A 24,904-nucleotide genomic window follows, 5' to 3' on the forward strand; every position below is an offset into this window, starting at 1 on the left:
GCTTGGCAACAAGGCGGTTTGAGTGCCTAATCTTATGCTTCCGCTGGAAGGAACAGAAACACAATGCAGGCGGACGGGACTTTGCTGCGCCTCGAGGCGGTCAAGAAGCGCTTCGGCGGGCTTGTCGTCCTCAACAACATCGATATCGCGGTCGGCGGCAACGAGCTGATCGGACTGATCGGGCCGAACGGCGCCGGCAAGTCGACGCTCTTCAACGTCATCACTGCCATCTATGCGCCGACCGAAGGGCGAGTGTCCTTTCGCGGCAAGGACATCACTGGCACCGCACCCCACCGCATATCGAGGCTCGGCATCGCCCGCACCTTTCAACTGGTGCGCACCTTCCTCACCATGACCGCCTTCGAGAATGTCATGGTAGGCGCCGTCTATGGGGCAGGGGGTCGCGTCAAGCACGCGACCGAGGCGGCGAACGCCGCGCTGGAACTCGTCGGCCTGACCGCAAGGCGTGACATGCGCACCGCGCATATGACGCTCTCCGACCGCCGCATGCTGGAGATCGCGCGTGCCGTCGCCTCCGACCCGGCGCTGCTCCTGCTCGACGAGCCGATGGCCGGCCTCAATCCGACCGAGATCCAGCGCATGGTCGATGTCATCCGCCGTGTTCGCGGCGAGAAGGGCATCTCGATGCTGTGGGTCGAGCACAAGGTCGACGCCATCATGAAAGTCTGCAGCCGGGTCATCGTGCTCGATCATGGCGAGAAGATCGCAGACGGCACGCCGCGCGAAGTCACGCAAAACCGCAAAGTCATCGAGGCCTATCTTGGCGAACCGGCTGCTTGAAGTAAGCGATCTCGAAGTCGCCTATGGCGACGTCGGCGCACTGTGGGGCGTGTCGCTCCATGTCGACCCCGGCACGATCGTCGCGCTTGTCGGCGCCAACGGTGCCGGCAAGACGACGCTGCTCAGGACCGTTTCCGGCCTGCTCAAGCCCAAGGCTGGCGACATCCGCCTGGCGGGCCAATCGATCACAGGTAAGGCGCCGCAGGAGATCGCTCGCCTGGGCATCGCCCACGTGCCGGAAGGGCGCGGCCTATTCCGCCAGATGACGGTGCTGGAGAATCTCGAACTCGGCGCCTTCCAACCCAAGGCCCGCCCGCGCACGAAGGAGCTTCTGGAAAAAGCCTACATGCTCTTCCCGCGCCTGAAGGAACGTGCGCACCAGAAGGCCGGTTCGCTCTCCGGCGGCGAGCAGCAGATGCTGGCGATCGCGCGCGCCACCATGTCGGAGCCGTCGCTGCTGATCCTCGACGAGCCGTCGCTGGGGCTCAGCCCGCTCGTCGTGCAGCAGATGTTTGCGCTCGTCCAGACCTTGCACGGCCAGGGCGTGACCATCCTGCTGGTCGAACAGAACATCCATCAGGCGCTGAAGGTCGCCGACTACGGCTTCGTGCTGCGGACGGGTTCGCTCGCCATGCAGGGCACCGGCGCCGAGCTGATCGCCGATCCCGAAATCCAGAAGGCCTATATGGGCGTGTTGGAGTAGAAATGTTGAATCTCCCGCCACCCGAGATCCTGCTCCAACTCTCGCTCAACGGCGCGCTCGGCGGCGCCATGTATGGCGTCGCCGCGGTTGGCTTGAGCCTCATCTTCGGCACCATGCGGCTGATCTTCCTCGCCCAGGGCGCGATGATCATCCTGGCCGCCTATTTCGTGCGGGCGCTGTTCTACGGCCTCGGCATCGATCCGTTCCTATCGCTGTTGATCGTCGTGCCGGTCGGGCTCGTCGTCGGCTGGCTGATCTATCAGGGTCTGTTCCGCAAGGCCGCCGCCGAGGAAGATCGCAACGTCTCGCTGCTCATCGCCGTCGGCCTGATGTTCCTGGTCCAGAACCTGATGACGGTGATCTGGGGCGGCAACACCGCCGGCGTGGTGACGTCCTATACGGCGACCGGTATCGAGCTCTTCGGCGTGCGCACCTCCTTCACCCGTTCGATGGGTTTCCTGATTGCGCTCGCCGGCACCGCGCTGGTGATGCTTTTTCTGCGCAAGACGATTGTCGGCAAGGCGGTGCGTGCCGCCTCCGAGGACATGGACTCAGCGATGCTGATGGGCATCAGCCCGCACCGCGTCAACGCCATCGCCTTCGCCATCGGCATTTCGCTGGCTGGCGCGGCCGGCGTCGCGGTGGCGACGACCTTTCCGTTCAACCCCTTCGCCGGCTTCATCTTCAGCCTGAAGGCACTGGTGGCGCTGGCACTGGGCGGTATCGGCAACGTCACCGGCGCTTTAGCCGGCGGCATCCTGCTTGGCCTGGTCGAGGCCTATGTCCAGTTCTTCATCTCGGGCGGCTGGACGAACGCCATCGCCTACGGCGTCTTCCTCCTGGTGCTGATGTTCAAGCCCGAAGGCCTGTTCAGCCGACCCTACAAGAAGGCATGAGTGCGATGAGCCGAGCCTTGCAATGGATCGCAATCGTCGTTGTCGCGGCGCTCGCGCTACTGCCCTTCCTGCCCGGCGCGGTCGACGCCTACTATTTCTCCTTCCTGTTCTTCGTCTTCCTCTACGCCATCATGGCACAGAGCTGGAACCTGGCCGCCGGCTATGGCGGCCAGATCAACCTCGGCAGCCACGCCTTCTTCGGGCTCGGCGCCTACACCACCGCCATCCTGTGGAACGGCAACTATCTCTGGGGCTCCCTCTATGATGCGCATCCCGGCATCTATTATTTCGATCCGGTGACGATGCTGCTTGGCGGGCTTGTCGCGGCGCTCGCGGCAATCCTCATCGGCCTGCCGCTTCTGTCGAAACTCCATGGCGATTACTTCGCATTGGGCACGCTCGGCTTCGGCGAGATCGTCAAGGTGATCTTTGTCAATGGCGGCGACTTTACCGGCGGCGCCTTCGGCATCGTTGCGCCGGCAAGCAGCTTCGATACGCTGCGACCGCACTACTGGGTCGGGCTAGCGCTGATGGTCGCCACCGCTTTAGCCATTCGCGCGCTGATGCGCTCGCGCTACGGCCTGGCGCTGATCGCCGTGCGCGACGACGCAATGGCGGCTTCCGCCAACGGCATCGACACGCTCAAGGTCAAGGTCGCCGCCTTCGCCGGCAGTGCCTTTATCGCCGGCGTCGCCGGCAGCCTCTACACCTATTACATCTTCCATGTCGGGCCGGACTCGGTATTCGACCTCGACTGGATGCTCCTGCCGCTGATGATGACCGTGGTCGGCGGCACCGGCACACTGCTTGGACCCATCCTCGGCGCGCTGGTGATGTACGCGGTGTTCGACCTCGCCCGCATCGTCGTGCCGGACTACCACCCGGTGATCTCAGGGCTGACCATTATTCTGGCGATGCTATTTCTGCCGAAGGGGTTGATGCGGCTGGGCGTGATGCGGCGATTGAAGTCGGCGTAGAACCTAGCTCATCTGCTTCGGCAATCCTGCGGCCAGCGTATCGAGGGCGAGCCGAACCTTCAGCGGCAGATGTGGTGTCTGCAGCCAGAGCGCGTGGCAATCGTAGAGATAGTCCGGCTGTTCAGGCAGCATCCGCACCAGCGTGCCGGCCTCGACGCGCTTGCGCACCAGCCAGTATGGCAGCCACGCCAGCCCCATGCCTTCGGTCGCCGCATCGGCGATGGCGTCGAGATCGTCGAGCCGCAGCCGGCCGGTCGGGGCGATCTCCGCGACCGAACCCCCGTCGCGCGGGAACAGCCAGGGCTGCAGCACCTGGCCGAGCCGCCGGTAGATGATCGCCTGATGGCTGGCGATGTCCTCCAGGCCGGCCGGTTGGCCGAACGTCTCGATGTAGGCGGGCGAAGCGCAGACGATCATGCGCTGCCGCGCGATGCGGCGCGCGATGATGCCGGCCCTGTCGTCGAGCCAGCCGGTTCGGATCGCCAGGTCGAAACCATCCTCGACGAGATCGGCGAAACGGTCGCTGAGCGACAGGTCGAGCTCCAGCGCCGGATAACGCCGCGCCAGTTCGAGCAGGATCGGCGTGACGCAGTGGCGGCCGAAATGCGCCGGCATCGTCACGCGCAGTTTTCCGCGCGGCTCGGACAATTGATCGGCCGCCAGCGCATCGGCCGCTTGCGCCTCCGCCAGCACGATCCGGCAGCGCTCGTAATAGGCGCGCCCGAAATCGGTCAGGCTCTGCCGGCGGGTCGTGCGGTTGAGCAGACGCATCCCGAGCCGCTCTTCGAGGAAGCGCACATGCTTGCCGACCATCGGTCCCGATAGATCGAGCGCCGCCGCGGCGGCCGCGAATGAGCCGAGATCGACGGCCTTGACGAACACTTCCATGCTGTCGAGACGATCCATATTCAAAACCAATCATTTCGACTGTTCTGCCAATTGAGCGATTTATCGCCGTCTGGAGTCCTTGGATAGTCCATTCCATCAGTTGGATTTGGAGTTGTATCATGGCAAGGGTGGTTCGCTTTTACAGTCACGGTGGTCCGGAGGTGCTGCGCATCGAGGATCTCGAAGTGCCGCGGCCTGGTGCGGGCGAGGTGAGGATCAGCGTCAAGGCGCTGGGCTTGAACCGCGCCGAGGCCTCGATGCGCAAGGGCACTTACATCGAGATGCCGGCGCTGCCGTCAGGCCTCGGCCTCGAGGCGGCCGGCATCGTCGAGGCGCTCGGCGACGGCATCGAAGGCTTCGCGCCGGGCGACGCGGTTAGCATCATCCCGCCACGCCAGATGGCGCGCTGGCCGGCCTATGGCGAGCTCGCCACCTTTCCGGCCGAGCTCGTCGTCAAGCATCCGCCGTGGCTCGGCTTCGAAGCCGCCGCCGCGACATGGATGCAATACCTCACCGCCCATGGCGCGCTGATCGATGTCGCCCGTCTCGGCCGTGACCAGCCTGTCGTCATCACCGCCGCGTCAAGCAGTGTCGGGTTGGCCGCCATTCAGATCGCCAACTTGATCGGCGCCGTGCCGATCGCCGTCACACGGACATCGGCCAAGAAAGCGGCGCTGCTCGATGCCGGCGCCGTGCATATCGTTGCCACGCAGGAGGAGGATATCGAAGCGCGGCTGAGAGAGATCGCGCCGCAGGGCGTGCCCGTCGTCCTCGACCCGATCGGCGGCCCGATCTTCACGCCGCTGACGGCAGCGATGGCGCGGGGCGGCATCCTTATCGAGTATGGCGGCCTCAGCCCCGAGCCGACACCGTTCCCGCTGTCCGATGTGCTGGCGAAGACACTGACATTGCGCGGCTACCTGGTCCATGAAGTCACCGGGGACCCCGAGCGCTTGGAAGCCGCCAAGACCTTCATCCTCGACGGTCTCGCCTCAGGTGCGCTGAAGCCGATCATCGCCAGGACGTTTCCGTTCGAGGACATCGTCGAGGCGCATCGCTTCCTGGAATCGGGCGAGCAGTTCGGCAAGATCGTCGTGACAGTCTGATTCGAACGGTCAGCGCGCCCGGGGCACGGGCGCGCTTGACGCAGCCAACGGGTCGCTATCCGCGCTTTTCGACAACGCCGTAGAGCACGTTGCGGTTCTCGCCATAAAACACCTGCGCCTCGACGGTGTTGCGATCGACGCTGGCATTGATGATGTTCCACATGTCAGCCTCCGACCGCAGCAGCAATACCCAGTCCATGAACGTCTCCCGATAGCCGGCGTCGGGGGTGCCGTCGGCGTAGTTCGCGAACAGGAACCGGCCGTTGGGCTTCAGCATCTGCAGGCAGGTCTTGGTGAGCTTCACGGCGACATTGTGCTGGAGGTAATCGTAAAGGCCGGAGGCATAGATCAGGTCGAACTTGCCAAGCTTGTGGCCTCTGGTCAGCACGGTTCGTACCGAGCCGTCGACGGCCTCGACTGCGGTGCCCTGGAAGTCGCGCGTGATCAACCCGACGCTCTGCGGATCCTGGTCGAGTGCAACCCAGCGCTTGAGCCTGCCCTCTGCCAGGGCGGTCGAACGATTGGCCTCGCGCAAATGGCCGGCCGCGATCGCCAGGACCTCGGCTTCCGGTCCGCTTTTCGTCGCGGTCTCGTCGACATATCCGGTCAGGAGATCACGACGTTCCCGCGCCGCGACGCATGACGGCACGTTCTGGGTGTGGCTGTAGAGCGCTTTCCCGGTTTCCGAGGCACCTGCCACGTCATCGGCCACGTGCGGGTCGCAGTAGATGTAGTCGAGCAGTTGCGCGTCGCCGGAATAGCCCCTGGGCTTGGTGAAGGACCAGTGCGTGAGCGGGTCCTGGAGAAAATACTCCAGGACAGCGTGGTTCTGCGCCACCGGTATCAAGGCCTGCCAGACGTCGGGATGAACCCTGGAGCGCAGCGCGCTGAGCAGCGACAGCAGGCGACGAACGATCTCGGCGGGATCCTTCTGCTGCTCGACCTGCTGCTGTGTCGTCAAAAGGATGAGCGCCAGCTCCGCGCGAGCGGTTTCGAACGCTTCGCCATGATGCTCGGGCTTGCCTCGATGCAGGCTGCCGGCAATCATCTTGGCAGTAATAAGGCTTTTGCCATCCAAAACGGGTTGCACCAGATGCTCCATGGTTAACAGTCTATTAATTTATTGCGTAGAATGTCGCATTTGCCAACGGCGGTTCGATAGCATTTTAACAATATGATTAATTTCCGGCCAACCATCTCGGCTCATTGGATATTTTGCGGGTCGGAATCCGGGTTCGAGTTAACGCAAACTTGTCTCGCGCCGTGGCATTTTATTGCTCGGCAAATCGTTGTTTCCCAAGGAGCGGGCCCGCGTGGGGGCAGAAGCGAGAAAAGAGGTCGAAACGCAAAAACCCCTTGAACCGGGGTTCATCGCGAACGAACGCGTCGCGTCGAGATTGGCCGATATGGCGCATGTGGAACCGTACGAACCGCGCCCCGGCCCTGGGCCGGACGTGCTCCGCGCCCTTTATCGCGAGGAAGCTCAGGCGAAGCGGCGGAAGGAAGCCAGGCCCGGGCTTTGGATGGCAGTTGCCATCTATGTGCTGTTTTCGGCGACGGACCTGCTGCTGATACCGGATGTGGCGCTCTACACGATCACGGCGCGCTTGGCCGTCGGCCTCACGGCGCTTCTGACGCTGGAGGGTCAGCTTCGCCGAGGGGCTGCCACGCAATGGCTTGACGTGACCTGCGCCGCGGCCATCATCTTTGGCTATATCGGCTGGCTGTGGCCCACATCCATGGGCGCGGAACGGGAAGCCGTCGCTTATTATATGGTATTCGGCACTATTTTCATGATGAGCGCCAATCTCTTCTTCACGTTCAGCTTCAAAGTTTCAATCGTCACATCAACCATAATACTGTGCATATTATACGTGGTGAATTATTTTGTACCCGCTTCGCTGACATACAAGCTGGTGTTTGGAACGTTCTACGTCTCGTGCTTCACGTTCACCTCCTATGTGAACTGGAAGCTGAACGAAGAACGCTACAACGTCTTCCTCAACGCGCTGGAAGCCAAGATCCAGCACAAGGAGGCCACCGAACGCGGCAAGGCCCTTTTGCGACTGTCGCGCACCGATCCACTGACAGGCCTGGAGAACCGGCGGGCGATCGACGAGAAGCTGCGGGATTGCTGGAGCGATTGGCAGAAGCTCGGCAATCGTTTCGCGGCGATCCTCATCGACGTCGATTTCTTCAAGAAGTTCAACGACTGCTACGGCCATCAGGAAGGCGACCGTTGCCTGATCCATGTCGCCACTGCGCTGAGCGATCTCGTCAGGCAATACAATGGCTCGATCGGGCGCTATGGCGGCGAGGAATTCATCGTCCTGGCGCGCCTGAACGACAAGGACCAGGTCGCGGACCTTGCCCAGGCCATTTGCCGTACGGTGGAGGACCTGGCGCTTACGCACGAGCTGCGGCGGGACGGCACCTCGATCGTGACGGTCAGCGTCGGCGCCGCATTCACCAGAACGCAGGCCGGCGGCAAGCTGGAGAAGATCATCCACGAGGCCGATCGCGCGCTTTATTTGGCAAAGGCCGGCGGCCGCAATTGCGCTCGATTGTTCGACCCGACCGATCCTCAGAGCAGCGACGAGAGCGAGAACATTGCGGCCTTGCTGAAGATCGCCGTCGAAAGGGATCTCGTCTCGCTGGTCTACCAACCCATCCAGGATGTCGCGTCGGGTCGGTTCGAGGCCGTCGAGGCGCTGATGCGCCTCAAAATGCTCGACGGCATATTGGTTCCGCCGAGCCTTTTCATTCCCGTCGCCGAACGCACCGGCGCCATCCTCGAGCTCGGGCGCTGGGCGATAAGGACGGTGTGCACGGATCTGCTGGCGCACGACCATATCCGTCTCGTCAGCGTCAACGTATCGCCAATTCAGCTCAAGACGCCCGGCTTCGCGACGTCTGTCGCCGGCATCCTCGGCGAGACCGGCGTCGCCGGCAGCAGGCTGGCCTTCGAGATCACCGAGGGCCGCGAGTTGGAGATGGACTCCGACATTCTGCGCTGCATCAGCGACCTGAAGCTGCTGGGCATCAGGATATGGCTCGACGACTTCGGCACCGGCTTCGCGGGGCTTTCGTGGCTTCGCCTGATCGATTTCGACACGGTCAAGATCGACCGCTCGTTCCTCCACGACTGCGGCACGCCGAAAGGCATGGCGATGCTCCACGACATCATCGCGCTCGTCCGCAACCGCGGCCACAAGATCCTGGTCGAGGGCGTGGAAACCGATGAGCAGATGGCGCTGATGCGCGAATTCGGCATCGACAAGGTGCAAGGCTATCACGTCGGCCGCCCCGTGCCGGCGGCGAGTTTCCAGGCCAAGCGGGCGGTGCAGAAGCGGCCATTCACGGTGCTTAAGTCGGCGTGAGGGCGCAGATGCCTTCCACCCTCAATGCACCACCGACTTCACCTTTTCCCGCAACTCCCTTGGCGCCACGTCATACTTGCTCTTGAACGCCCGTGAAAAATGCGCGCTCGAATTGAAGCCGCAGGCAAAGGCGATTTCCGAGATCGAGGCTGAGGCGCGGGCGGGGGAAAGCAGTTCCTCCTTGCTGCGCTCCAGCCGCCTGTCCCAGACGAAGCGCTCCAGTGTGGCGCCTTCGCCCTCGAAAGCGCGGTGCAGATAGCGGCGCGAACAGCCCATGTGACGGGCGATGTCCTCGGCCGAGAGGTTGGAGCGCGCCAGGTTGGCGTCGATATAGGCGACGATGCGCTCGCGCAGCGCTTCCAGCGGCGAGCGGCGGAATTCCGGCGCCATCGGCTTGGCCTGGATCAGCCCGTTGACCAGCTGGATCAGGCTTTCGCCGACGCGGCGGCAGCCGGCTTCGTCGAGCTTGTGCGCCTCGCCGATCGCCATCTGCATCAGGCCCGACACGATATGGGTCAGGCTGTCGTCCTCGCCCGGCAGCGGCACCGGCGCCGCAAGCCGCGCCAGCGTCTCGTCGCCGAAGGTCGAGCGCGGCACCTGCAGGATGAGCTGGTCGACATCGGAAAGGTTCTGCAGCGAATAGCTGCGCACCGGATCGTAGATGATCGCCGCGCGCGGGCCGAGATCTATCGCCGTCTGCTGCTGCTCGAAGCGGCTGCGGCCTTTGAGCTGCATCAGGATCTTGATCGCGTCGGGATCGAAGCTGCGCCAGATCATGCGATCGCTGACGACCAGATGCGACTTGGCCCTGATCTCGGACAGGCGGCAGGCGCCGAGATTGACCGAGACCAGCTTCGGCAGCGACGGCGCCTCGCCGCGCGAGAAGCGCTGGGTGATCGGGCCGAACAGTATCCGCGAGGCGGACAGGAAGGCTTCGCCGTCGGCGACGCTCACATGGTGGCCGTGCATCGTTTCCTCCTCCGGTTCATGATCGGGAAGATCATGCCTAAACCAGAATTCCCATCTTCTCGCTGGCTCCGTCTTCTCGCGGGCCCCGTCTTTCGCGGGATTGAGACGCAACGGCAGTGCCGATGCAACCGGAAAGGAAGTTAACATGCTAATCATCTCCGCCGCAACGGCCGAGATGAGCAATGAACAGGCCGGCGTTTCGCACCGGCCAGCTCATTGATAAAGTTCAAGCGGCCTTGATCTTCAGCTCTTCCGCGCCGCGCACCATCCTGGTCACGCCGGCGAAGTCGAGCTTGCCGGAACCGAGCACCGGCACTTTCGGCACGACGCGCACTTCGGCCGGCACCATCAGGTCCATGGCGCCGTTCGCCTTGGCGAAGGCGAGGAACTCCGCGCGGGTGGCATTGGAAGCCTCGGTGATCAGGATCAGCTTCTCGCCCTTGCGCGCATCGGGCTGCGTGGCGACGGCCGACAGCGAGCCTTTCCACAATTCGCCGGCCAGCGCCTCGACCGCCGCCAGCGAGATCATCTCGCCGGCGATCTTGGCAAAGCGCTTGGCACGGCCGCGGATCGAGATGAAGCCCGCATCGTCGACGGTGACGACGTCGCCGGTGTCGTGCCAACCGTCGGCCAGCGACTCGATCACGCCCGGATTTTCGGCGCGCAGATAGCCGGCCATGACGTTCGGGCCGCGCACGTACAGCCGCCCGCCTTCGTCGACGCCGGGCACCGGCTCCAGCCGATACTCCATGCCGGGCATGATTTTGCCGACGCTGCCCGACTTGTTGTACATCGGCGTGTTGATGGCGATCACCGGGGCGGTTTCGGTCACGCCATAGCCTTCCAGGATGCGCAGGCCGAACTTCTCCATATAGGTCGTGCGCGTTGCGGCCTTCACCGGCTCGGCGCCGGCGAAGCAGTAGCGCACCGAGCGAAAGTCGTAAGGATGCGCGGTGCGGGCGTAACCCGAGAGGAACGTATCGGTGCCGAAGATGATCGTCGCGTTCGAGGCATAGATCAGTTCCGGCACGATGCGGTAGTGCAGCGGCGATGGGTAGAAATAGACCGGCACGCCCGAGATCAGCGGCAGCACCGTGCCCGCCGTCATGCCGAACGAGTGGAAGATCGGCAGCACGTTGAACACCTTGTCGCCCGAGTGGAAGTCGATGCGCGAGGCGGCCTGGGCGGCATTGGCCAGGATGTTGCGATGGGTGAGCACCACGCCCTTGGGCGTGCCTTCCGAGCCCGAGGTGAACAGGATCGCCGCCGGATCGTCCGCCTTGCGCGCCACCCGCGGCGTCGCCTTGCGCAACAGGCCGAGCAGCTTGTCCTTGAGGCCGATCGTGGCGCGCAGATCGTCGAGCCAGACGATGTCGACCGAACGGCCGATCTCCTCGACCACCGGCCCGAGCTTTGCCTGTTCGACGAAGGCGCGGGAGGTCAGCACGGTGCGCACCTCGGCCGCCTTGCAGGCCGACAGGATGTTCGCGGCACCGGCGGTGAAGTTGATCATCGCCGGCACCTTGCCGGCCGACATCACGCCGAGAAGTGCTGCGCAGGCGCCATTGGCGTTGGGCAGCATGATACCCAGCGTCTGTTGTCCGGCATAGAGGTGCTCGAACTTCTCGCCGAGCACCGCGGCGGCGGTCAGCAGCTTGCCGTAGCTCAGCGAACCGGTGACCGGATCCTGAACGGCGAGCTCCTTCATGCCGCGCTCGCTGGCGGTCTCGATGATCTTCTGAAGCACCGTCTTGTCGATGTCCTGGGTGCGGAAGACGAGGTCCGACATCACCTGGTAGAGCGCGGAGCCCGCCGCGGCGCGGCGCTGGCGGCCCTTCAACTCCTGCGGGACCTCGAGCTTCACCGGCTCCAGGATGGTCACCTTGACCTTCGGGAACAGGCGGCGGCGCACATGTTGCGAGGTCAGGCGCGAGAAGTAGCTCTTCTCCAGCCCCTCGATGCGCACCGGCACCACCATCGAGCCGGTCTTGTCGGCGACCATGGCGGCGCCGTCATAGACCTTCATCAGGCCGCCGGTGACGGTGATGCGGCCCTCCGGGAAGATCACCAGCGGATCGCCACCCTGCACGATCTTGATCAGCGTGCGGGTCGACATCGGCTTGGCCGGATTGAGCGGCAGCGCGCGAGCGAGCTTCATGAACGGCTTCATCCACCAGGCCTGCGCGATCGTGTAGTCGATGGCGAAGACCGGTTCCTCGTCGGTCAGCGTCAGCGCCAGCGGGCCATCGAGGAAGCTGACATGGTTGAGCGCCAGGATCGGCGCCTTGCCGGCGGCCTTGAGATTGTCCAGCCCCTCGACTTCCAGGCGCAGGAAGGCGCGGAACAGGATCGAGACGAAGTCGCGGAATGGATTGGTCGGCAGGAATTTCAGCATCAGCCAGGCGGCAATCGCGTTGGCGACGACGAGGCCGAACAGGATGCCCGCGATGGAGACGCCCGCAGCCTGGATCGCGGCGACGAGAATGCCGCCCACAGTCATGAAGCCGGCATTGACGATGCTGACCGCGGCAACGACGCGAGCGCGGCGCGCCTCCGGCGACCAGGCCTGCACGGCGGCGAAGGTCGGCACCACGAGGAACGCCGCCGCAATCGCCATGCCGGCGAGGTCGATGGCGACGCGGATGGTGTTCGGCCCGGCGAAGAACATCGCAAGCGTCTCGGCCTTCGGCGAAGGCTGCATGCTCCAGATGGTCCAGGCGAGGTGCAGGCCGAACACTGCCAGCAGCACGGTGCCGACCGGCGCCGGAAGCAGCACCATGCGCCCTTGCGACATCCAGGCCGCGATTGCCGAGCCGATGGCGATCGAGACGGCGAACACCGCGAGATAGGCGGTGACCGCGATCTCGTTGCCGCCAAGCGAATCCTTGATCATTGCCGGCAGGATCGAAAGCACGATGGCGCCGACCAGCCAGAACCACGAGGTCATCAGGCCGGCGCGCCAGATGCGTGTGTCGGTGCGCAAGTCGGCGACCTGACGCCAGGTCGAACGGAAGATGTTCTTGTCGATGACAAGATCCGGGGCGGCCGAACCGGTGGAAGGGATGTAGCGGCTGACGAACCAGCAGCCGACGGCCAGCGCCATCATGATCGGTCCGAACACCGCGACGCCGATGCCATCGGCGGAGACGACGCCGCCGGCAATGGTGCCGCCGAGGATGGCGGCGAAGGTCGCCGACTCGATCCAGGCGTTGGCCTTGGGCAGTTCCTTGCGCTCCAGATGATCCGGCAGGATGCCGTATTTGATCGGCCCGAACAGCGCCGATATGACGCCGAACATCAAGAGTGCCGTCATCAGTACCGGGATCGACGACAGCGCGATGCCGGCGACAGAGACGGCCGCCGCGGCTATCTCGGTGAATTTCAGCCGGCGCGCGATCAGCGCCTTGTCGAAGCGGTCGGCGATCTCGCCGCCCAGCGCGGAAAGCAGCAGGAACGGGGCCATGAAGACAGCGCCGGCCAGCGTCACCAGCGACGCGGCCTGATCCTTCGCCAGCGTGAAGAGAATGAGGAACACCAGCGTGTTCTTCAGGAAATTGTCATTGAAGGCCGAGAGGAATTGCGTCCAGAAGAGAGGCGCGAAGCGCCGCGACATCATCAGATGGGTGTTCATGGCAATTTCCATTGGGCAAGGCCGCCTGGCAGTCCGATTGGACTGAGTGGACACTTGCGCGGTTGAGCCTTGTTTACCGGGAAGCGGTTAAACTTCGTTACTGCGATTTAATCCAATCCATTTGTTTCTTGTTCTTGGCGCCCCGCATCTGTCGTCCGCGATCGGTCTCCAGGCTTTGCAGGCGCTTGAATATTTGCGGGCATGGCTGTCGGCGGCCATCGATATGATCCTTTCGTTTCAGGGTTAGTGTGGCTCGGCGCCGGTCTGTTTCAGGCCGGATACATTGTCTTGAACGCTGTTCAAGGGCGCAGCATAGCACATCATGAACGGTGTTCAAGAAGAAAATGAACACCGTTCATGATATGCGGCGCTTGGTTAATGGGAACGAAAAAGGCAAGCATGAAAGGTAGGGACCTGCGCCGCCCTATGCGATTGCCCTGCAGGGCGCCTCGATGCGTTCGAGGAATCGTCCTAGATGCCTCACGCCTCGCCGATCAGCCGCGCCGAGATCATCCTTGCCGCCCTGACCGCCGCTTCGCCATGACTGGCCGCAATCGCGTCGTCGACACGCGAGACGGGCGAGGCCACCGCCAGCGTGCCGATCGGCTGGCCGTCGGCGCCGAGGATCGCGGTGCCGATGCTGTGCAAGCCTTCCTCATAACCCTGGGAGCTGCGCGAATAGCCGCGCGAAGCGGCAAGCGCGACGGCTTTCACCAGATCGTCCGGCCGGGTCATCGTGAAGGAGGTGAAGGGCCTGCAGCGGCTTTTCGAGATAGGCGCTGGCCGCTTCCAGGCGTGAAGCGGCAAGGAAGGCGATGCCCGACGCCGTGCCATGCAGCGGCAGCACTTGGCCGGCATCGTCCGTGGCGATGGCCCGTTCGACCTCGCGGACAATACTGTCGTTACAACGGCTCGCCTGCGCAAAAATTTAAAACGTTTGCAATTTCAAAAAGGGGGATTACAAACGTTTCAACATCGCGTTCAGGGAGGAACGATTGCCGGTCCGCGTCACCACGCTGAAGGAGCTTGCTGCGAATCTCGGCCTGTCGATCACGACGGTGTCGCGGGCGCTCGCCGGCCATCAGCAGATCGCCCTGAAGACGCGCGAGCGCGTCGCCCAGGCGGCGCGTCAGGTCGGCTATGTGCCCAACACCGCGGCGCGTACGCTGGTTTCCGGACGCAGCGGCTTCGTCGGCCTGGTGCTGCCGATCCGCGGTCCCAACCTGATCGATTCCTTCCTCGGCGAGTTCGTCACCGGGCTCGGTGAGGGGTTGGTGGCGCATGGCGCGGACCTCATCCTCGCCACCGTCCCGCAAGACCAGGCCGAGCTTGCCGTACTGCGCCATGTCGTTGAGTCCGGGCGCGCCGACGGCGTCGTCGTCACCCGCATCTCTGAGGTCGACGAGCGGCTGGCCTATCTGCGCCGGCGCAGCTTTCCGTTTGTTGCACATGGCCGGTTGCTCGACAACGATTTTGACTACAACTGGCTCGACACCGATGGCGCCCATGCCTTCGGCGAAGCCTTCGACATGCTCTACGATCTCGGCCACCGCCATTTCGGCCTGGTGACGATTTCCGAGCCGATGACGTTCAGACACCTCAGGCAGGACGGTCTCGCCGCCGCGATCGCCCGTCGCGGCGATCCTTCGGTGCGGCTCGATGTGGCCACCGCGCCGCGCTTCGATCGCGGCGCCCGCATCCAGGCCGTCAACCGCATGCTCCAGGGCTCCGACCGGCCGACCGCGGTCATCGCCCTGTTCGACGAACTGGCGCTGACGGTCTTGGAGGAGGCGGCGCGGGCCGGCCTCACGGTGCCGCGCGACCTCTCCGTCATCGGCTTCGACAATGTCCTTGCCTCGGCCTATGCGCCGCCCGGCCTCACCACTTTCGACGCCTCGATCCGCCACTGCGCGCGCGAGATCGCCGACTTGCTGCTCACCGTCATTGCCGAGAAACCGGCCGCGCCGCTGACTCGTCTGATCCGGCCGACCTTGGTGTCGAGGGCGAGCCATGGGCCCGCACCGCGCACAAGAAGCTGACGCCGGCGTGACGGCGCACATCCAGGGAGGAAGAGCATGACCAATGTGTTGAGGAAACTGGCGGGTGCGGCGCTGGCGCTGTCGTTTGCCCTTGGCGGCGCCCAGGCCCAGCAGGTACTGTTCTGGTCGACGCAGGCGCGCCCGGTCGAAGAGACGCAGAAGATGCGCGACGAGGTGCTGAAAGGCTTCGACGGCCAGGTCGACTATCAGGTCGCCGAGGACGGCCCGTGGCTCACCCGCCTGCAGGCCGAATTGCAGGCCGGCTCCGGCACCATCGGCCTGCTCGGCGGCTTGCATGGCGACTTCTCCACCGTCGGCGCCAACCTTGTCGATCTCTCCGCCGTCGATGTCGGCGGGGTCAAGGTCAACGAGGCCTACAAGAAGCTCGGCATGCTCGGCACCGGCGAGCAGAAATACATGCCCTGGATGCAGGCCACCTATCTGATGGCGGCCAACAAGCAGGCGCTGCAATATTTGCCGCGGGGCGTCGATCTCAACACCATCACCTACGACCAGCTGATCGAATGGTCGAAGAATATCGCTGAAAAGACCGGCTCGCCGAAATTCGGCTTTCCGGCCGGTCCCAAGGGGCTGAAGCACCGCTTCTTCGAGGGCTTCCTCTATCCGTCCTACACCGGCTCAATGGTCACCAAGTTCCGCTCGGCCGAGGCCGAGACCGCTTGGAACAAGTTCAAGGAGCTTTGGCAGTACACCAATCCGAACTCGACCAATTACGCCTTCATGCAAGAGCCGCTGCTGTCGGGTGAAGTCTGGGTCGCCTTCGATCATGTCGCGCGCCTCGCCGATGCCTTCAACCAGAAGCCCGACGACTTCGTGGCGTTCCCGGCGCCGGCCGGTCCCGCCGGGCGTGGCTTCATGCCGGTGGTGGCCGGCGTCGCCATCCCCAAGACCTCGCCCGACGTCGACAAGGCCAAGGCGCTGGTCGCCTATATGCTGAAGCCGGAAACGCAGATCGCGACGCTGAAGGCGACCAATTTCTTCCCCGTCGTCGACGTCAAGCTGCCCGACGACATGCCGGCCTCGGTGAAGGCGTTCGGCTCGGCGATCGCCACCATGACCGGCGCGCCCGATGCGCTGCCGGCGCTGCTGCCGATGGGCCTGGGCGATCTCGGCGGCAAGTTCAACCAGGTCTACACCGACAGCTTCGAGCGCATCGTGCTTGGCGGCGAGGATGTGCATGGCGTGCTCGAAGAGCAGGCCGCCGCGCTCAAGGCTATTATCGACAAGGCCAAGGCGCCGTGCTGGGCGCCAGACAAGCCATCAGAAGGGGCTTGTCCAGTTGAATAGGTAGCCAACAGGATCCTCCCGAGCGGGTGCCCGGAGTTTGTTGCACTCCGGGCGCCCGGACCGCGACCCTCGACTGCGGCGCGCAAAGGACCAACACCATGAACGGCAAGGCTCTGCCCTATCTGCTGCTGATGCCGGCGACGCTGTTCCTGTGCGTCTTCTTCCTCTATCCCTTCGTGCTGGTCGTCTTCGAGGCGGTGACCCGCGACGGCGCCTTCACGCTCGACAATTTCCGCGCCATGGCCGGCAGCTGGAAGTTTCCGGCCACCGTCCGCAACACGCTGCTGCTCGCCGCGATCGTGGTGCCGATCCAACTCGCCATGGCGTTGCTGATGGCGAGCGTGGTGTCGCGGCTGGAGACCGGGCGCAGCGCCGCGCTTTACATCTTCGCCATTCCGCTCGGCATTTCAGACCTTGCCGCCGGCCTGATCTGGCTCGCCATCTTCGACCAGTCCGGCTTCCTCAACACGTTGCTTTCCGGCCTCGGCATCATCGAACGGCCGATCATGTTCCTCGGCTACCAGAGCAAGCTCACCATCTTCGTCGCCGTGGTGCTGGCCGAGATCTGGCGCGCCACGGCGATCATGATGGTCATCCTCGTCGCCGGCATGGGGCTGATCCCCAGGGAATATTACGAGGCGGCGGAGGTGTTCGGCGCCGGCCCGTGGAAGCGCTTCATACGCATTACCCTGCCGCTGCTCCGCCCCAGCCTGCAGACGGCGATCATCTTGCGCGTCATCCTGGCCTTCGAGGTCTTCGCCGTGGTCGCGGCGCTTGGCGGCACCAATCTGCCGGTGCTGATGGGCGAGACCTACAACTGGCAATTCACGCTGCAGGACCGAAACGTCGCCGCTGCCTCGGCGCTGCTCATCCTCGCCATCTCGATCGGTTTCACGCTGCTCTTCCTGAGAGTGCTGCGCGTGCCCAAGGAGGCACGGATATGAAGGAGACGCGCATATGAGCGCCGTCGCCGAGGCGCCGGTCGCCGCGACGGCTGACGCCCGCAAGGCCGGCGACTGGCTGCTTGTCGCCACCACCATCCTGCTTTGCGTCTGGGTGCTGCTGCCGATCTATCTGCTGATCGTCAACGCGCTGTCGTCGCCGCAAGAAGTGACCGGCTTTCCCAAGCGCTTCTTCCCGTCCTTCGATCTCGGCAGCCTCGCCTTCTTTATCAACTTCGCCGGCGTCGCCAAGGCGCTGTGGAACTCGGTGCTCGTCGCTACGCTGACGATGATCCTTTCCATCGGCTTCGGCGCGCCGGCCGGCTACGCGCTGTCGCGCTTCGATTTCCCAGGCAAGGGTACGTTCCGCTTCCTGGTGCTGATGACCAGGGCCTTCCCGTTGCCGTTGTTGGCGCTGCCGCTGGCGGTGATGTTCATCCGCACCGGCCTCGACGACACCGCGGTCGGCCTGGCGCTGGTGCACACCACGCTGGCGCTGCCCTTCGCGGTGCTCATTACCTTCTCACTGTTTTCCGGCATCCCGGTCGAGCTCGAGGAGGCCGCCTGGACGCTCGGCTGCACCCGATGGCAGGCCTTTCGCAAGGTGATCCTGCCGCTTGCGCTGCCGGGCATCGCAGCCTCGGCGGTGTTTGCTTTCACCATCTCCTGGAACGAGGTGTTCGCCGCCGCCGTGCTCACCATCGAGAACCGCACGCTGACCGCTTTCCTGCTGCAGAGCCTTGGCGAGTCGCCGCTCTACCTCAAATTCGCCGGCGGCGCGGCGCTGGTCGTGCCGGCGCTGATCTTCATCTTCGCCGTCCGCAAATATTTGTTCGCCATGTGGGGGATCGCCAACCGATGACGCGCGAGACGGAGAACGCTCATGGCTGAAATTGCCATCAAGGGAGTGGCCAAGCGCTTCGGCGGCTTCACCGCGCTGCATCAGGTCGACCTCAAGGTCGCCGACCAGGAGTTCATGGTGCTGCTCGGCGCCTCCGGCTGCGGCAAGACCACGCTGCTCAGGATCGTCGCCGGACTGGAGACGCCAAGCCAGGGCGAGGTCTGGATCGGCGGCCGCCGCGTCGACCATCTGCCGCCGCGCGACCGCGGCATCGCCATGGTGTTCCAGAACTACGCCGTCTTTCCGCATCTGACCGTATTCGAGAACATCGCCTTCGGCCTGCGCATGAAGAAGCTGCCGCAGGCCGACGTCGAGCGCCGGGTCAACCGCACCGCCGAGCTGATGCATATCGAGCAGCTTTTGAAGCGCTATTCGGGCCAACTGTCCGGCGGCCAGCGCCAGCGCGTCGCCGTCGCCCGCGCGCTCGCCATGGAGCCGGACGTCATCCTGATGGACGAGCCGCTGTCCAACCTCGATGCGCTGCTCAGACTGGAGATGCGGGCCGAGCTCAAGGGCGTGCTCGCCGCCTCGAAGACGACGACCATCTATGTCACCCATGACCAGGTCGAGGCGATGAGTCTCGCTGACCGCATCGCCGTCATGCATCAAGGGCGCATCGTCCAGGCGGCGTCTCCGGTCGAGGTCTACCGCAATCCGGCCGCTCGCTTCGTTGGCTCCTTCATCGGCAACCCACCGATGAATTTCCTGCCCGCGTCCAAAGCCGCGAATGGCAGCTGGAACGTCGCCGGTCTGACGCTACCCGGCCCGAAGTCGGACAGGCAGAAAATAGAGTTCGCCATCCGGCCCGAGGACGTCGATGCCGGCGACAATGGATTGCAGGCCACCGTGCGCGTCATCGAGCCGCTCGGACCGCACACGCTGGTCACTTGCGATGTCGAGGGCGGCCTGTTTCGCGCCGTGCTGGACTCCGGCTCCACCGTTGCCGTGGGCGACCGCCTGCGGCTCGCACCCAAGCCGGATCGCATCCGCTGGTTCGATCCCGAAACGACCAATGCCCTCTGAAAGACCTCGATCCGCCATGACCGCCTCTGCCGCCAAAGACATCATTGCCCGCGCCGTCGAGGTGCTGAAGGAAAACGACCACGGCGACTACACCATCCCGACGAAGGGACTCTACCCGTTCCAGTGGAATTGGGATTCCTGCCTGACGGCGCTTGGTCTCGCCCACTATGACGAGGCGCGCGCCTGGACCGAGATCGAGACCTTGTTCGCGCATCAATGGCCCGACGGGATGGTGCCGCACATCGTCTTCCATGTCTGGAACGACGGCTACTTTCCCGGGCCCGAGGTCTGGCGGACGGGCCGCCCGACGGCGACGTCCGGTATCACCCAGCCGGCCGTCGCCGGCTTCGCCGTGCGCCGCCTGTTCGATCGGGCCAAGGACAGGAAATTGGCAACCGAGCGGGCCCGTGCGCTGCTACCCAGGATCGACGCCTGGCACCGCTGGTTCTACGAGAACCGCGACCCCCAAAGCGAGGGGCTGGTTGCGATCATCCATCCCTGGGAGTCCGGCCGCGACAATTCCATCGATTGGGACGAAGCCTTCGAGCGCGTGCCGACCGAAGGCGTCGAGCCCTACACTCGTCGCGACATCCTGCATGCCGATCCGGCGCATCGGCCGACCGAGGCGCAATACGACCGCTATCTCTGGCTGGTGCAGCATTTTCGCGGGCTGGGCTGGGACAATGCCAGGCTGCACGACGCCTCGCCGTTCCAGATCGTGGATCCAGGCTTCAACGCCATCCTGATCCGCGCCTCCGCCGACCTTGCCGATCTCGCCGGGGCTCTCGGCGAAATGGAAATCGCCGCCGCCAACCGGGCTCGCGCCGAAAAGGGCATTGCCTCGATGCAGCGCCTGTGGAGCGAGGCGCATGGCCAATACCTCTGCCTCGACCGCACGACCGGCAGCCTCGTCGACAGTGCCTCCGTCGGCGGCATCCTGCCGGCCTTCGCCGCCATTCCGCAGGCGCGCGTCGCCGCAATCGCCGCTACCGTCGAGCGCCTCGCAGGCAAAGCGCGTCACATCGTTCCCTCGCACGATCCCAACGATCCGCGCTTCGACGCCAAACGCTACTGGCGCGGTCCGGTCTGGCTGGTGGTCAACTATATGATCGCCGACGGCCTTCGCACTGCCGGCCACCCCAAGGTTGCCCAGCTCATCACCCGCTCCAGCCTCGATCTGATCACCGAAAGCGGCTTCGCCGAATATTACGACCCGCTCACCGGAGAACCGCTCGGCGGCGGCCGCTTCACCTGGACGGCGGCAATGGTCATCGAGTTCTTGCGCGGAATGTAAGCGCTCGTTTGCCGGGGCGCGTAAAACTTTGCGGTGGCTGGAGCTACACCAGCGCGCCGCAAACGGCTATCAATCGTCGCGACGTCATGCTTCGGGGTGGTGAGAGGCGCGCGGCTTGCAGCTGGATTTGAAAACAATCGAGGCTTTGGCCCCCGATCAGGCCTCGCTTGGCGCCGCCGCCAAGCTGACCAAGCGGTCGAACTGGCCCAGGCTTGAGGCGCATGAACAATTGCCGCTGATCTGGGGCGAATGCCAGGGTTCCGGCTCGAATCCGTATCGGGTCGCGTTCGACACCTCCGATCACGGCTATAAATGCACCTGTCCCTCGCGAAAATTTCCCTGCAAGCACATCCTGGCGCTGGCCTGGATCGGTGCCACCGCGCCGGCCAGCTTCGCGCGTGTCGATCAGACGCCCGACTGGGTCAACGACTGGCTCGGCCGGCGCCGCAAGCCCGGCCAATCTCCAACGCAAGCGGCAGTCAGCTCCGAAGGAAAAAGCATCGACGAGGCGTCGCGGCCGGCGGAAAGTGCGCCGGCCGAGGACGCCGCTGCCACCGAACGCCGCGAGGCTGCGCAGCGCAAGCGGGCCGAGGACACACGCAGCGCGGTCTCGGCGGCGCTCGATGAGCTCGACCAGTGGATCGCTGATCAACTTCGCCTCGGCCTTGCCGGCTTTGTCGACGCCAGCAGCGAGCGCTGTCGCCGTATCGCGGCACGGCTTGTCGACCTCAAGGCGACCGCACTGGCCGGGCGCATCGACGAATTGCCGGCGCGGCTGATGGCGTTGCGCGGCGAAGAGCGGCCGGACGCCGCGATCCGTGAGCTCGGCAAGCTGGTGCTGCTCGCCAAGGCTTGGCGCGCCGCGCCCGATGACGCCGAGCTGAAGCGCCTGGTTTCGACATCGGAGACGCGCGACCAGATCCTCGCCAGTCCTGATGCCGTCAAGGTCGAGAGCGAATGGGAAGTGTTGGGAGAAAAGATCGAGACGCGCCGCGACGGCCTCGTCAGCCACGCGACCTGGCTGCTCGATCTGAAAAGTCCTGCTCCGCGATTTGCCGTGCTGCTCGATTTCTCCCCCGCCTCGGCCGGACGGCGGTCCGGCGCCTTCGCGCCGGGCGATCGCTTCAAGGCTAGGCTCGTGTTCTATCCGTCCCGCAATCCGTTGCGGGCGCTGGTCGCGGAACGGCTGGGCGATACTGAGCCGGGCAATTGGCCCGATTTCGCTGCGGACGCGGCCGGCGATCCGCTGGCCGCTTACGCCGCCTTCCAGGACGGCGCGCCATGGCTGGCCGATTGCCCGGTCATCCTGCCCGCCGGCGCGATCGCGTTGGACGAAAAGCAGGGCGCCTGGTGGCAGGCGGCCAACGATCGGCATGGCATCGCCTTGCCTGTTGCCGGTTCGGTCAACAACACCTTGCTCGGCCTCGATCTCGCGGCGACGGCCGCACTCTGGAACGGCGCCAGGCTCGAGCTGCTGGCGTCGCAGAGCAGCATGGGGAGGCTCGACCTGTCATGAACGAGCTCGATCAGGCCGGACTGGCACGATTGCGCGACGGCTGGATTTCGGGCGGGACGGCTTTCGAGCTGGCCCCCGCCGAATGGAAGGAAGTTGCGACTGCTGCAAGCTCGGACGAGCAGGAGCGGCGGCTGTTGGCCATCGCCGCGCAGGCGCTGGATGTCGCGCTTCGGCCGGCAGCGCCGAAAAGCTTGAAACGCCGTCCACCCCTGCCGGTGCTCGTTCTGCCGATGCTTCCCGATCGGCTGCGGCCGCCGCTTCGGGCCGCGCTTAAGCAGGCCGCCGATGCCAGGCGCAAGGCGCAGGTCATCAAGCTGGTTGCCAGCCGTGGCTTCGTCACGCATCCGATGGACTGGATGCCTGCCGCGTCCGACCAGACCGCCCCGGACGTCTATGCGCCCTGGATCGACTGGCAGGCGAGCGCCGAAGAAGAACGGCTGCCGCATGAGAAGCTCACCTTGCAGAACTGGGCTCAATTCTACCCGGCCGCGCGGCGCGTGGCGCTGGCTGGGATGCGCCGGAGCGAACCGGCGGTTGCGAGGCTGCTGATCGAGGCCAAGGCGCCGGCGGAATCGGCCGACGTCAGGCTGTCGCTGGTCGAACTCGTCCGCATCGGCCTCGGCCCGGACGACGCGCCGTTCCTGAAAAGCCTTGCCGCCGATCGCTCCACCAAAATCCGTGAGTTGGCTGGCCGCATGCTGGCGATGCTTGGCCAACACGGCGAAGGCGGCGCGGACGCCCCCGTGGCGGAGCTCGCCGGCTTCATCGAGGAAGGTAAGGCCGGCTTCATCCGCCGCCGGACCACCTTCGGCCCGGCGAAAACCAAATCGCATGCCCAGGAGCAGCGCCGCGCCGAGCTGTTCGAGCTTTGCAACCTGGTCGATCTGGCTGCCCGGTTCGGCGTGACGGAGTCCGACTTCATCACCGGTTGGCAGGTCGGCACGGACAACAATGCCGACATCTTTCTCTCGCGCATGATCGCCGCCTCGGGCAGCGACGCCGCAGTCGCGCATATGGCCGACACGCTCATCGCCGCAGGCGGCAAGCCGGCGCTCTTGGTGCTGCATCTGACGCCGCGCCTCGATATCGGCCGCCAGCGCGTCCTCATTCGCCAGATCGTCAAGGACGCGCAGTTTCCTGCCGCGCTCGGCCAGGCGCAGGACATCGAGGCCGGCTGGCTGGGCTGGGACGATCTTTCGAACGGGCGCTTCCTCGCCGTCCTCCGCAACGGCATCTCCGCAAAGGAGGATCCTCCGCGAAGGGCCGCCGAGGACATCGTCGAGACGATCGGCTACCTGGCCACCGCGCCTGCGGCGGCACAATTCATCGATGAGGTCGTGGCCGCCGGCCTGCCGCCTGCATCCCCATCGCTCGGCCTGCTGCGGCTCAACGCTGCGATGACCGAAAGTCCCTCCCAATCCAACAGATGATCAACCCCGGAGAAGATCGCATGAACACAGCCATCCGCCTTCCGGCCGAAGAGGTCTATGCCTCCGAACTGCAGGCGCTCGCGCGTGGCGACGACCGCCAGAAGCCCGTCGGCTGGAGCCTGTCACCCAAAGCCGTGCTCACCTATTTGATGGGCGGCAAGGCAAGCGACGGCACGCTGATCTCGCCGAAATATGTCGGCCGTCGGCAATTGATGGAAACCGCGATCGCGACGCTCGCGACCGATAGGGCGCTGCTTCTGCTAGGCGTTCCGGGAACCGCGAAATCCTGGGTATCGGAACATCTCGCGGGCGCCATCATGGGCTGCTCGACGCTGGTCGTGCAATGCACGGCCGGCACCGACGAGAACCAGATCCGCTACGGCTGGAATTATGCCCAGCTCTTGGCAAAGGGCCCGAGCCAGGAGGCGCTGGTTCCGACGCCGCTCTACCGCTCCATGCGGGAGGGCAAGCTCTGTCGCCTGGAAGAGCTGACGCGCATGGGCTCCGACGTGCAGGACACGCTGATCACAGTGCTGTCGGAAAAGATGATGCCGGTGCCGGAGCTGAACACCTCGATCTATGCCCAGCGCGGCTTCAACATCATCGCCACCGCCAACAACCGCGACAAGGGCGTCAACGAGCTTTCCTCGGCGCTCAAGCGCCGCTTCAATGTCGTGGTTCTGCCTTTGCCGGACGATATGGCGGAGGAAGTCTCGATTGTCTTCCGGCGCGTCGGCGAGATGGCCGGGAGCCTTGACCTGCCGGTGCCGAAAAATGTGGGCGAGGAGATCGCCCGCGTGCTCACCATCTTCCGCGAGCTGCGCTCGGGCGCGACTGCCGACGGCAAGGTGACGTTGAAAACGCCGTCGGGCTCGCTCTCCACCGCCGAGGCGATCTCCACGATGGTCAGCGGTCTCAGCCAGGCGGCATGGTTCGACGGCGGCGAACTCCACGCCGAAGGGCTGGCGCCAAGCCTTGTCGGCGCGATCGTCAAGGACCCGGTCCAGGACAAGGTCGTGCTGGAGGAATATCTGGAGACGGTCGTGAAGAAGCGGCCGGACTATGCAGGTTATTACGCGGCGCTGAACGCGGCCATCTGAG

General features: G+C 64.7%; 20 protein-coding genes. 15 read left to right on the top strand and 5 right to left on the bottom strand.

The genetic code is table 11. The features are described from left to right. Positions 1–63: 63 nt before the first annotated feature. From RFM68_RS07005 to RFM68_RS07020, 4 genes are read left to right on the top strand one after another with little or no spacing between them, the layout of a single operon-like run. On the top strand, positions 64–801 hold the full coding sequence (locus RFM68_RS07005; protein WP_320231980.1) for an ABC transporter ATP-binding protein: 738 nt from the start codon (positions 64–66) through the stop codon (positions 799–801). Beyond that, positions 794–1,504 carry an ABC transporter ATP-binding protein gene (locus RFM68_RS07010; RefSeq protein ID WP_320232155.1) on the top strand — a complete coding sequence of 237 codons (711 nt, stop codon included), beginning with the start codon at positions 794–796 and terminating at the stop codon, positions 1,502–1,504. The genes RFM68_RS07005 and RFM68_RS07010 overlap by 8 nt, the downstream gene beginning before the upstream one ends. A 2-nt stretch (positions 1,505–1,506) precedes the next feature. Next, positions 1,507–2,400 (top strand): branched-chain amino acid ABC transporter permease, encoded by an 894-nt coding sequence (locus tag RFM68_RS07015; RefSeq protein ID WP_320231981.1) that lies wholly within the window; start codon positions 1,507–1,509, stop codon positions 2,398–2,400. A 5-nt stretch (positions 2,401–2,405) separates the two neighbouring features. Beyond that, on the top strand, positions 2,406–3,377 hold the full coding sequence (locus RFM68_RS07020; RefSeq protein ID WP_320231982.1) for a branched-chain amino acid ABC transporter permease: 972 nt from the start codon (positions 2,406–2,408) through the stop codon (positions 3,375–3,377). A 3-nt stretch (positions 3,378–3,380) separates the two neighbouring features. Here RFM68_RS07020 and RFM68_RS07025 read toward each other — a convergent pair whose 3' ends face one another. Beyond that, positions 3,381–4,283 carry a LysR family transcriptional regulator gene (locus RFM68_RS07025; protein ID WP_320231983.1) on the bottom strand — a complete coding sequence of 301 codons (903 nt, stop codon included), beginning with the start codon at positions 4,281–4,283 and terminating at the stop codon, positions 3,381–3,383. A gap of 101 nt (positions 4,284–4,384) precedes the next feature. Between RFM68_RS07025 and RFM68_RS07030 the strand changes: the two genes are divergently transcribed. Then, complete coding sequence (locus tag RFM68_RS07030; protein WP_320231984.1) at positions 4,385–5,371, top strand: zinc-dependent alcohol dehydrogenase family protein; 987 nt, start codon at positions 4,385–4,387, stop codon at positions 5,369–5,371. Between the two features lie 55 nt (positions 5,372–5,426). On the opposite strand, the gene RFM68_RS07035 is transcribed toward RFM68_RS07030, so the two are convergent. Next, positions 5,427–6,473, bottom strand: a complete 1,047-nt coding sequence (locus tag RFM68_RS07035; protein ID WP_320231985.1) for a class I SAM-dependent methyltransferase — start codon at positions 6,471–6,473, stop codon at positions 5,427–5,429. A 304-nt stretch (positions 6,474–6,777) separates the two neighbouring features. Between RFM68_RS07035 and RFM68_RS07040 the strand changes: the two genes are divergently transcribed. After that, positions 6,778–8,751 carry a putative bifunctional diguanylate cyclase/phosphodiesterase gene (locus tag RFM68_RS07040; protein ID WP_320231986.1) on the top strand — a complete coding sequence of 658 codons (1,974 nt, stop codon included), beginning with the start codon at positions 6,778–6,780 and terminating at the stop codon, positions 8,749–8,751. 21 nt (positions 8,752–8,772) lie between these two features. Here RFM68_RS07040 and RFM68_RS07045 read toward each other — a convergent pair whose 3' ends face one another. From RFM68_RS07045 to RFM68_RS07055, 3 genes are all read right to left on the bottom strand, one after another. After that, entirely contained in the window at positions 8,773–9,720 is a 948-nt protein-coding gene (locus RFM68_RS07045) for a helix-turn-helix domain-containing protein (RefSeq protein WP_320231987.1), read from the bottom strand. Positions 9,721–9,946: 226 nt separating this feature from the next. After that, positions 9,947–13,351, bottom strand: a complete 3,405-nt coding sequence (locus tag RFM68_RS07050) for an acyl-[ACP]--phospholipid O-acyltransferase (RefSeq protein ID WP_320231988.1) — start codon at positions 13,349–13,351, stop codon at positions 9,947–9,949. Between the two features lie 480 nt (positions 13,352–13,831). Continuing rightward, on the bottom strand, positions 13,832–14,209 hold the full coding sequence (locus RFM68_RS07055; protein ID WP_320231989.1) for an IclR family transcriptional regulator domain-containing protein: 378 nt from the start codon (positions 14,207–14,209) through the stop codon (positions 13,832–13,834). Positions 14,210–14,346: 137 nt separating this feature from the next. On the opposite strand from RFM68_RS07055, the gene RFM68_RS07060 reads away from it, so the two are divergent. From RFM68_RS07060 to RFM68_RS07100, 9 genes are all read left to right on the top strand, one after another. Beyond that, the gene (locus RFM68_RS07060) at positions 14,347–15,390 is read left to right on the top strand and encodes a substrate-binding domain-containing protein (protein ID WP_320231990.1); all 1,044 of its coding nucleotides are present in this window, start codon (positions 14,347–14,349) and stop codon (positions 15,388–15,390) included. Positions 15,391–15,426: 36 nt separating this feature from the next. Further along, positions 15,427–16,698 (top strand): ABC transporter substrate-binding protein, encoded by a 1,272-nt coding sequence (locus RFM68_RS07065; protein WP_320231991.1) that lies wholly within the window; start codon positions 15,427–15,429, stop codon positions 16,696–16,698. A 98-nt stretch (positions 16,699–16,796) separates the two neighbouring features. Further along, positions 16,797–17,642 (top strand): carbohydrate ABC transporter permease, encoded by an 846-nt coding sequence (locus tag RFM68_RS07070; protein ID WP_320231992.1) that lies wholly within the window; start codon positions 16,797–16,799, stop codon positions 17,640–17,642. A gap of 13 nt (positions 17,643–17,655) precedes the next feature. After that, positions 17,656–18,501: a carbohydrate ABC transporter permease gene (locus RFM68_RS07075; RefSeq protein WP_320231993.1), complete on the top strand. Its 846-nt coding sequence runs from the start codon at positions 17,656–17,658 to the stop codon at positions 18,499–18,501. Between the two features lie 21 nt (positions 18,502–18,522). Continuing rightward, a complete protein-coding gene (locus RFM68_RS07080; RefSeq protein ID WP_320231994.1) occupies positions 18,523–19,563 on the top strand; it encodes an ABC transporter ATP-binding protein in 1,041 nt (346 codons plus the stop codon). Positions 19,564–19,579: 16 nt separating this feature from the next. Then, positions 19,580–20,857 carry an amylo-alpha-1,6-glucosidase gene (locus tag RFM68_RS07085; RefSeq protein ID WP_320231995.1) on the top strand — a complete coding sequence of 426 codons (1,278 nt, stop codon included), beginning with the start codon at positions 19,580–19,582 and terminating at the stop codon, positions 20,855–20,857. A 127-nt stretch (positions 20,858–20,984) separates the two neighbouring features. Next, complete coding sequence (locus tag RFM68_RS07090; RefSeq protein WP_320231996.1) at positions 20,985–22,373, top strand: SWIM zinc finger family protein; 1,389 nt, start codon at positions 20,985–20,987, stop codon at positions 22,371–22,373. Further along, complete coding sequence (locus tag RFM68_RS07095) at positions 22,370–23,803, top strand: DUF5691 domain-containing protein (RefSeq protein WP_320231997.1); 1,434 nt, start codon at positions 22,370–22,372, stop codon at positions 23,801–23,803. The genes RFM68_RS07090 and RFM68_RS07095 overlap by 4 nt, the downstream gene beginning before the upstream one ends. 20 nt (positions 23,804–23,823) lie before the next feature. Continuing rightward, positions 23,824–24,903 carry an ATP-binding protein gene (locus RFM68_RS07100; RefSeq protein WP_320231998.1) on the top strand — a complete coding sequence of 360 codons (1,080 nt, stop codon included), beginning with the start codon at positions 23,824–23,826 and terminating at the stop codon, positions 24,901–24,903. Position 24,904: the final 1 nt, after the last annotated feature.

The sequence above is a fragment of the Mesorhizobium montanum genome, from assembly GCF_033977145.1.
Taxonomy (GTDB): Bacteria; Pseudomonadota; Alphaproteobacteria; order Rhizobiales; family Rhizobiaceae; genus Mesorhizobium; species Mesorhizobium montanum.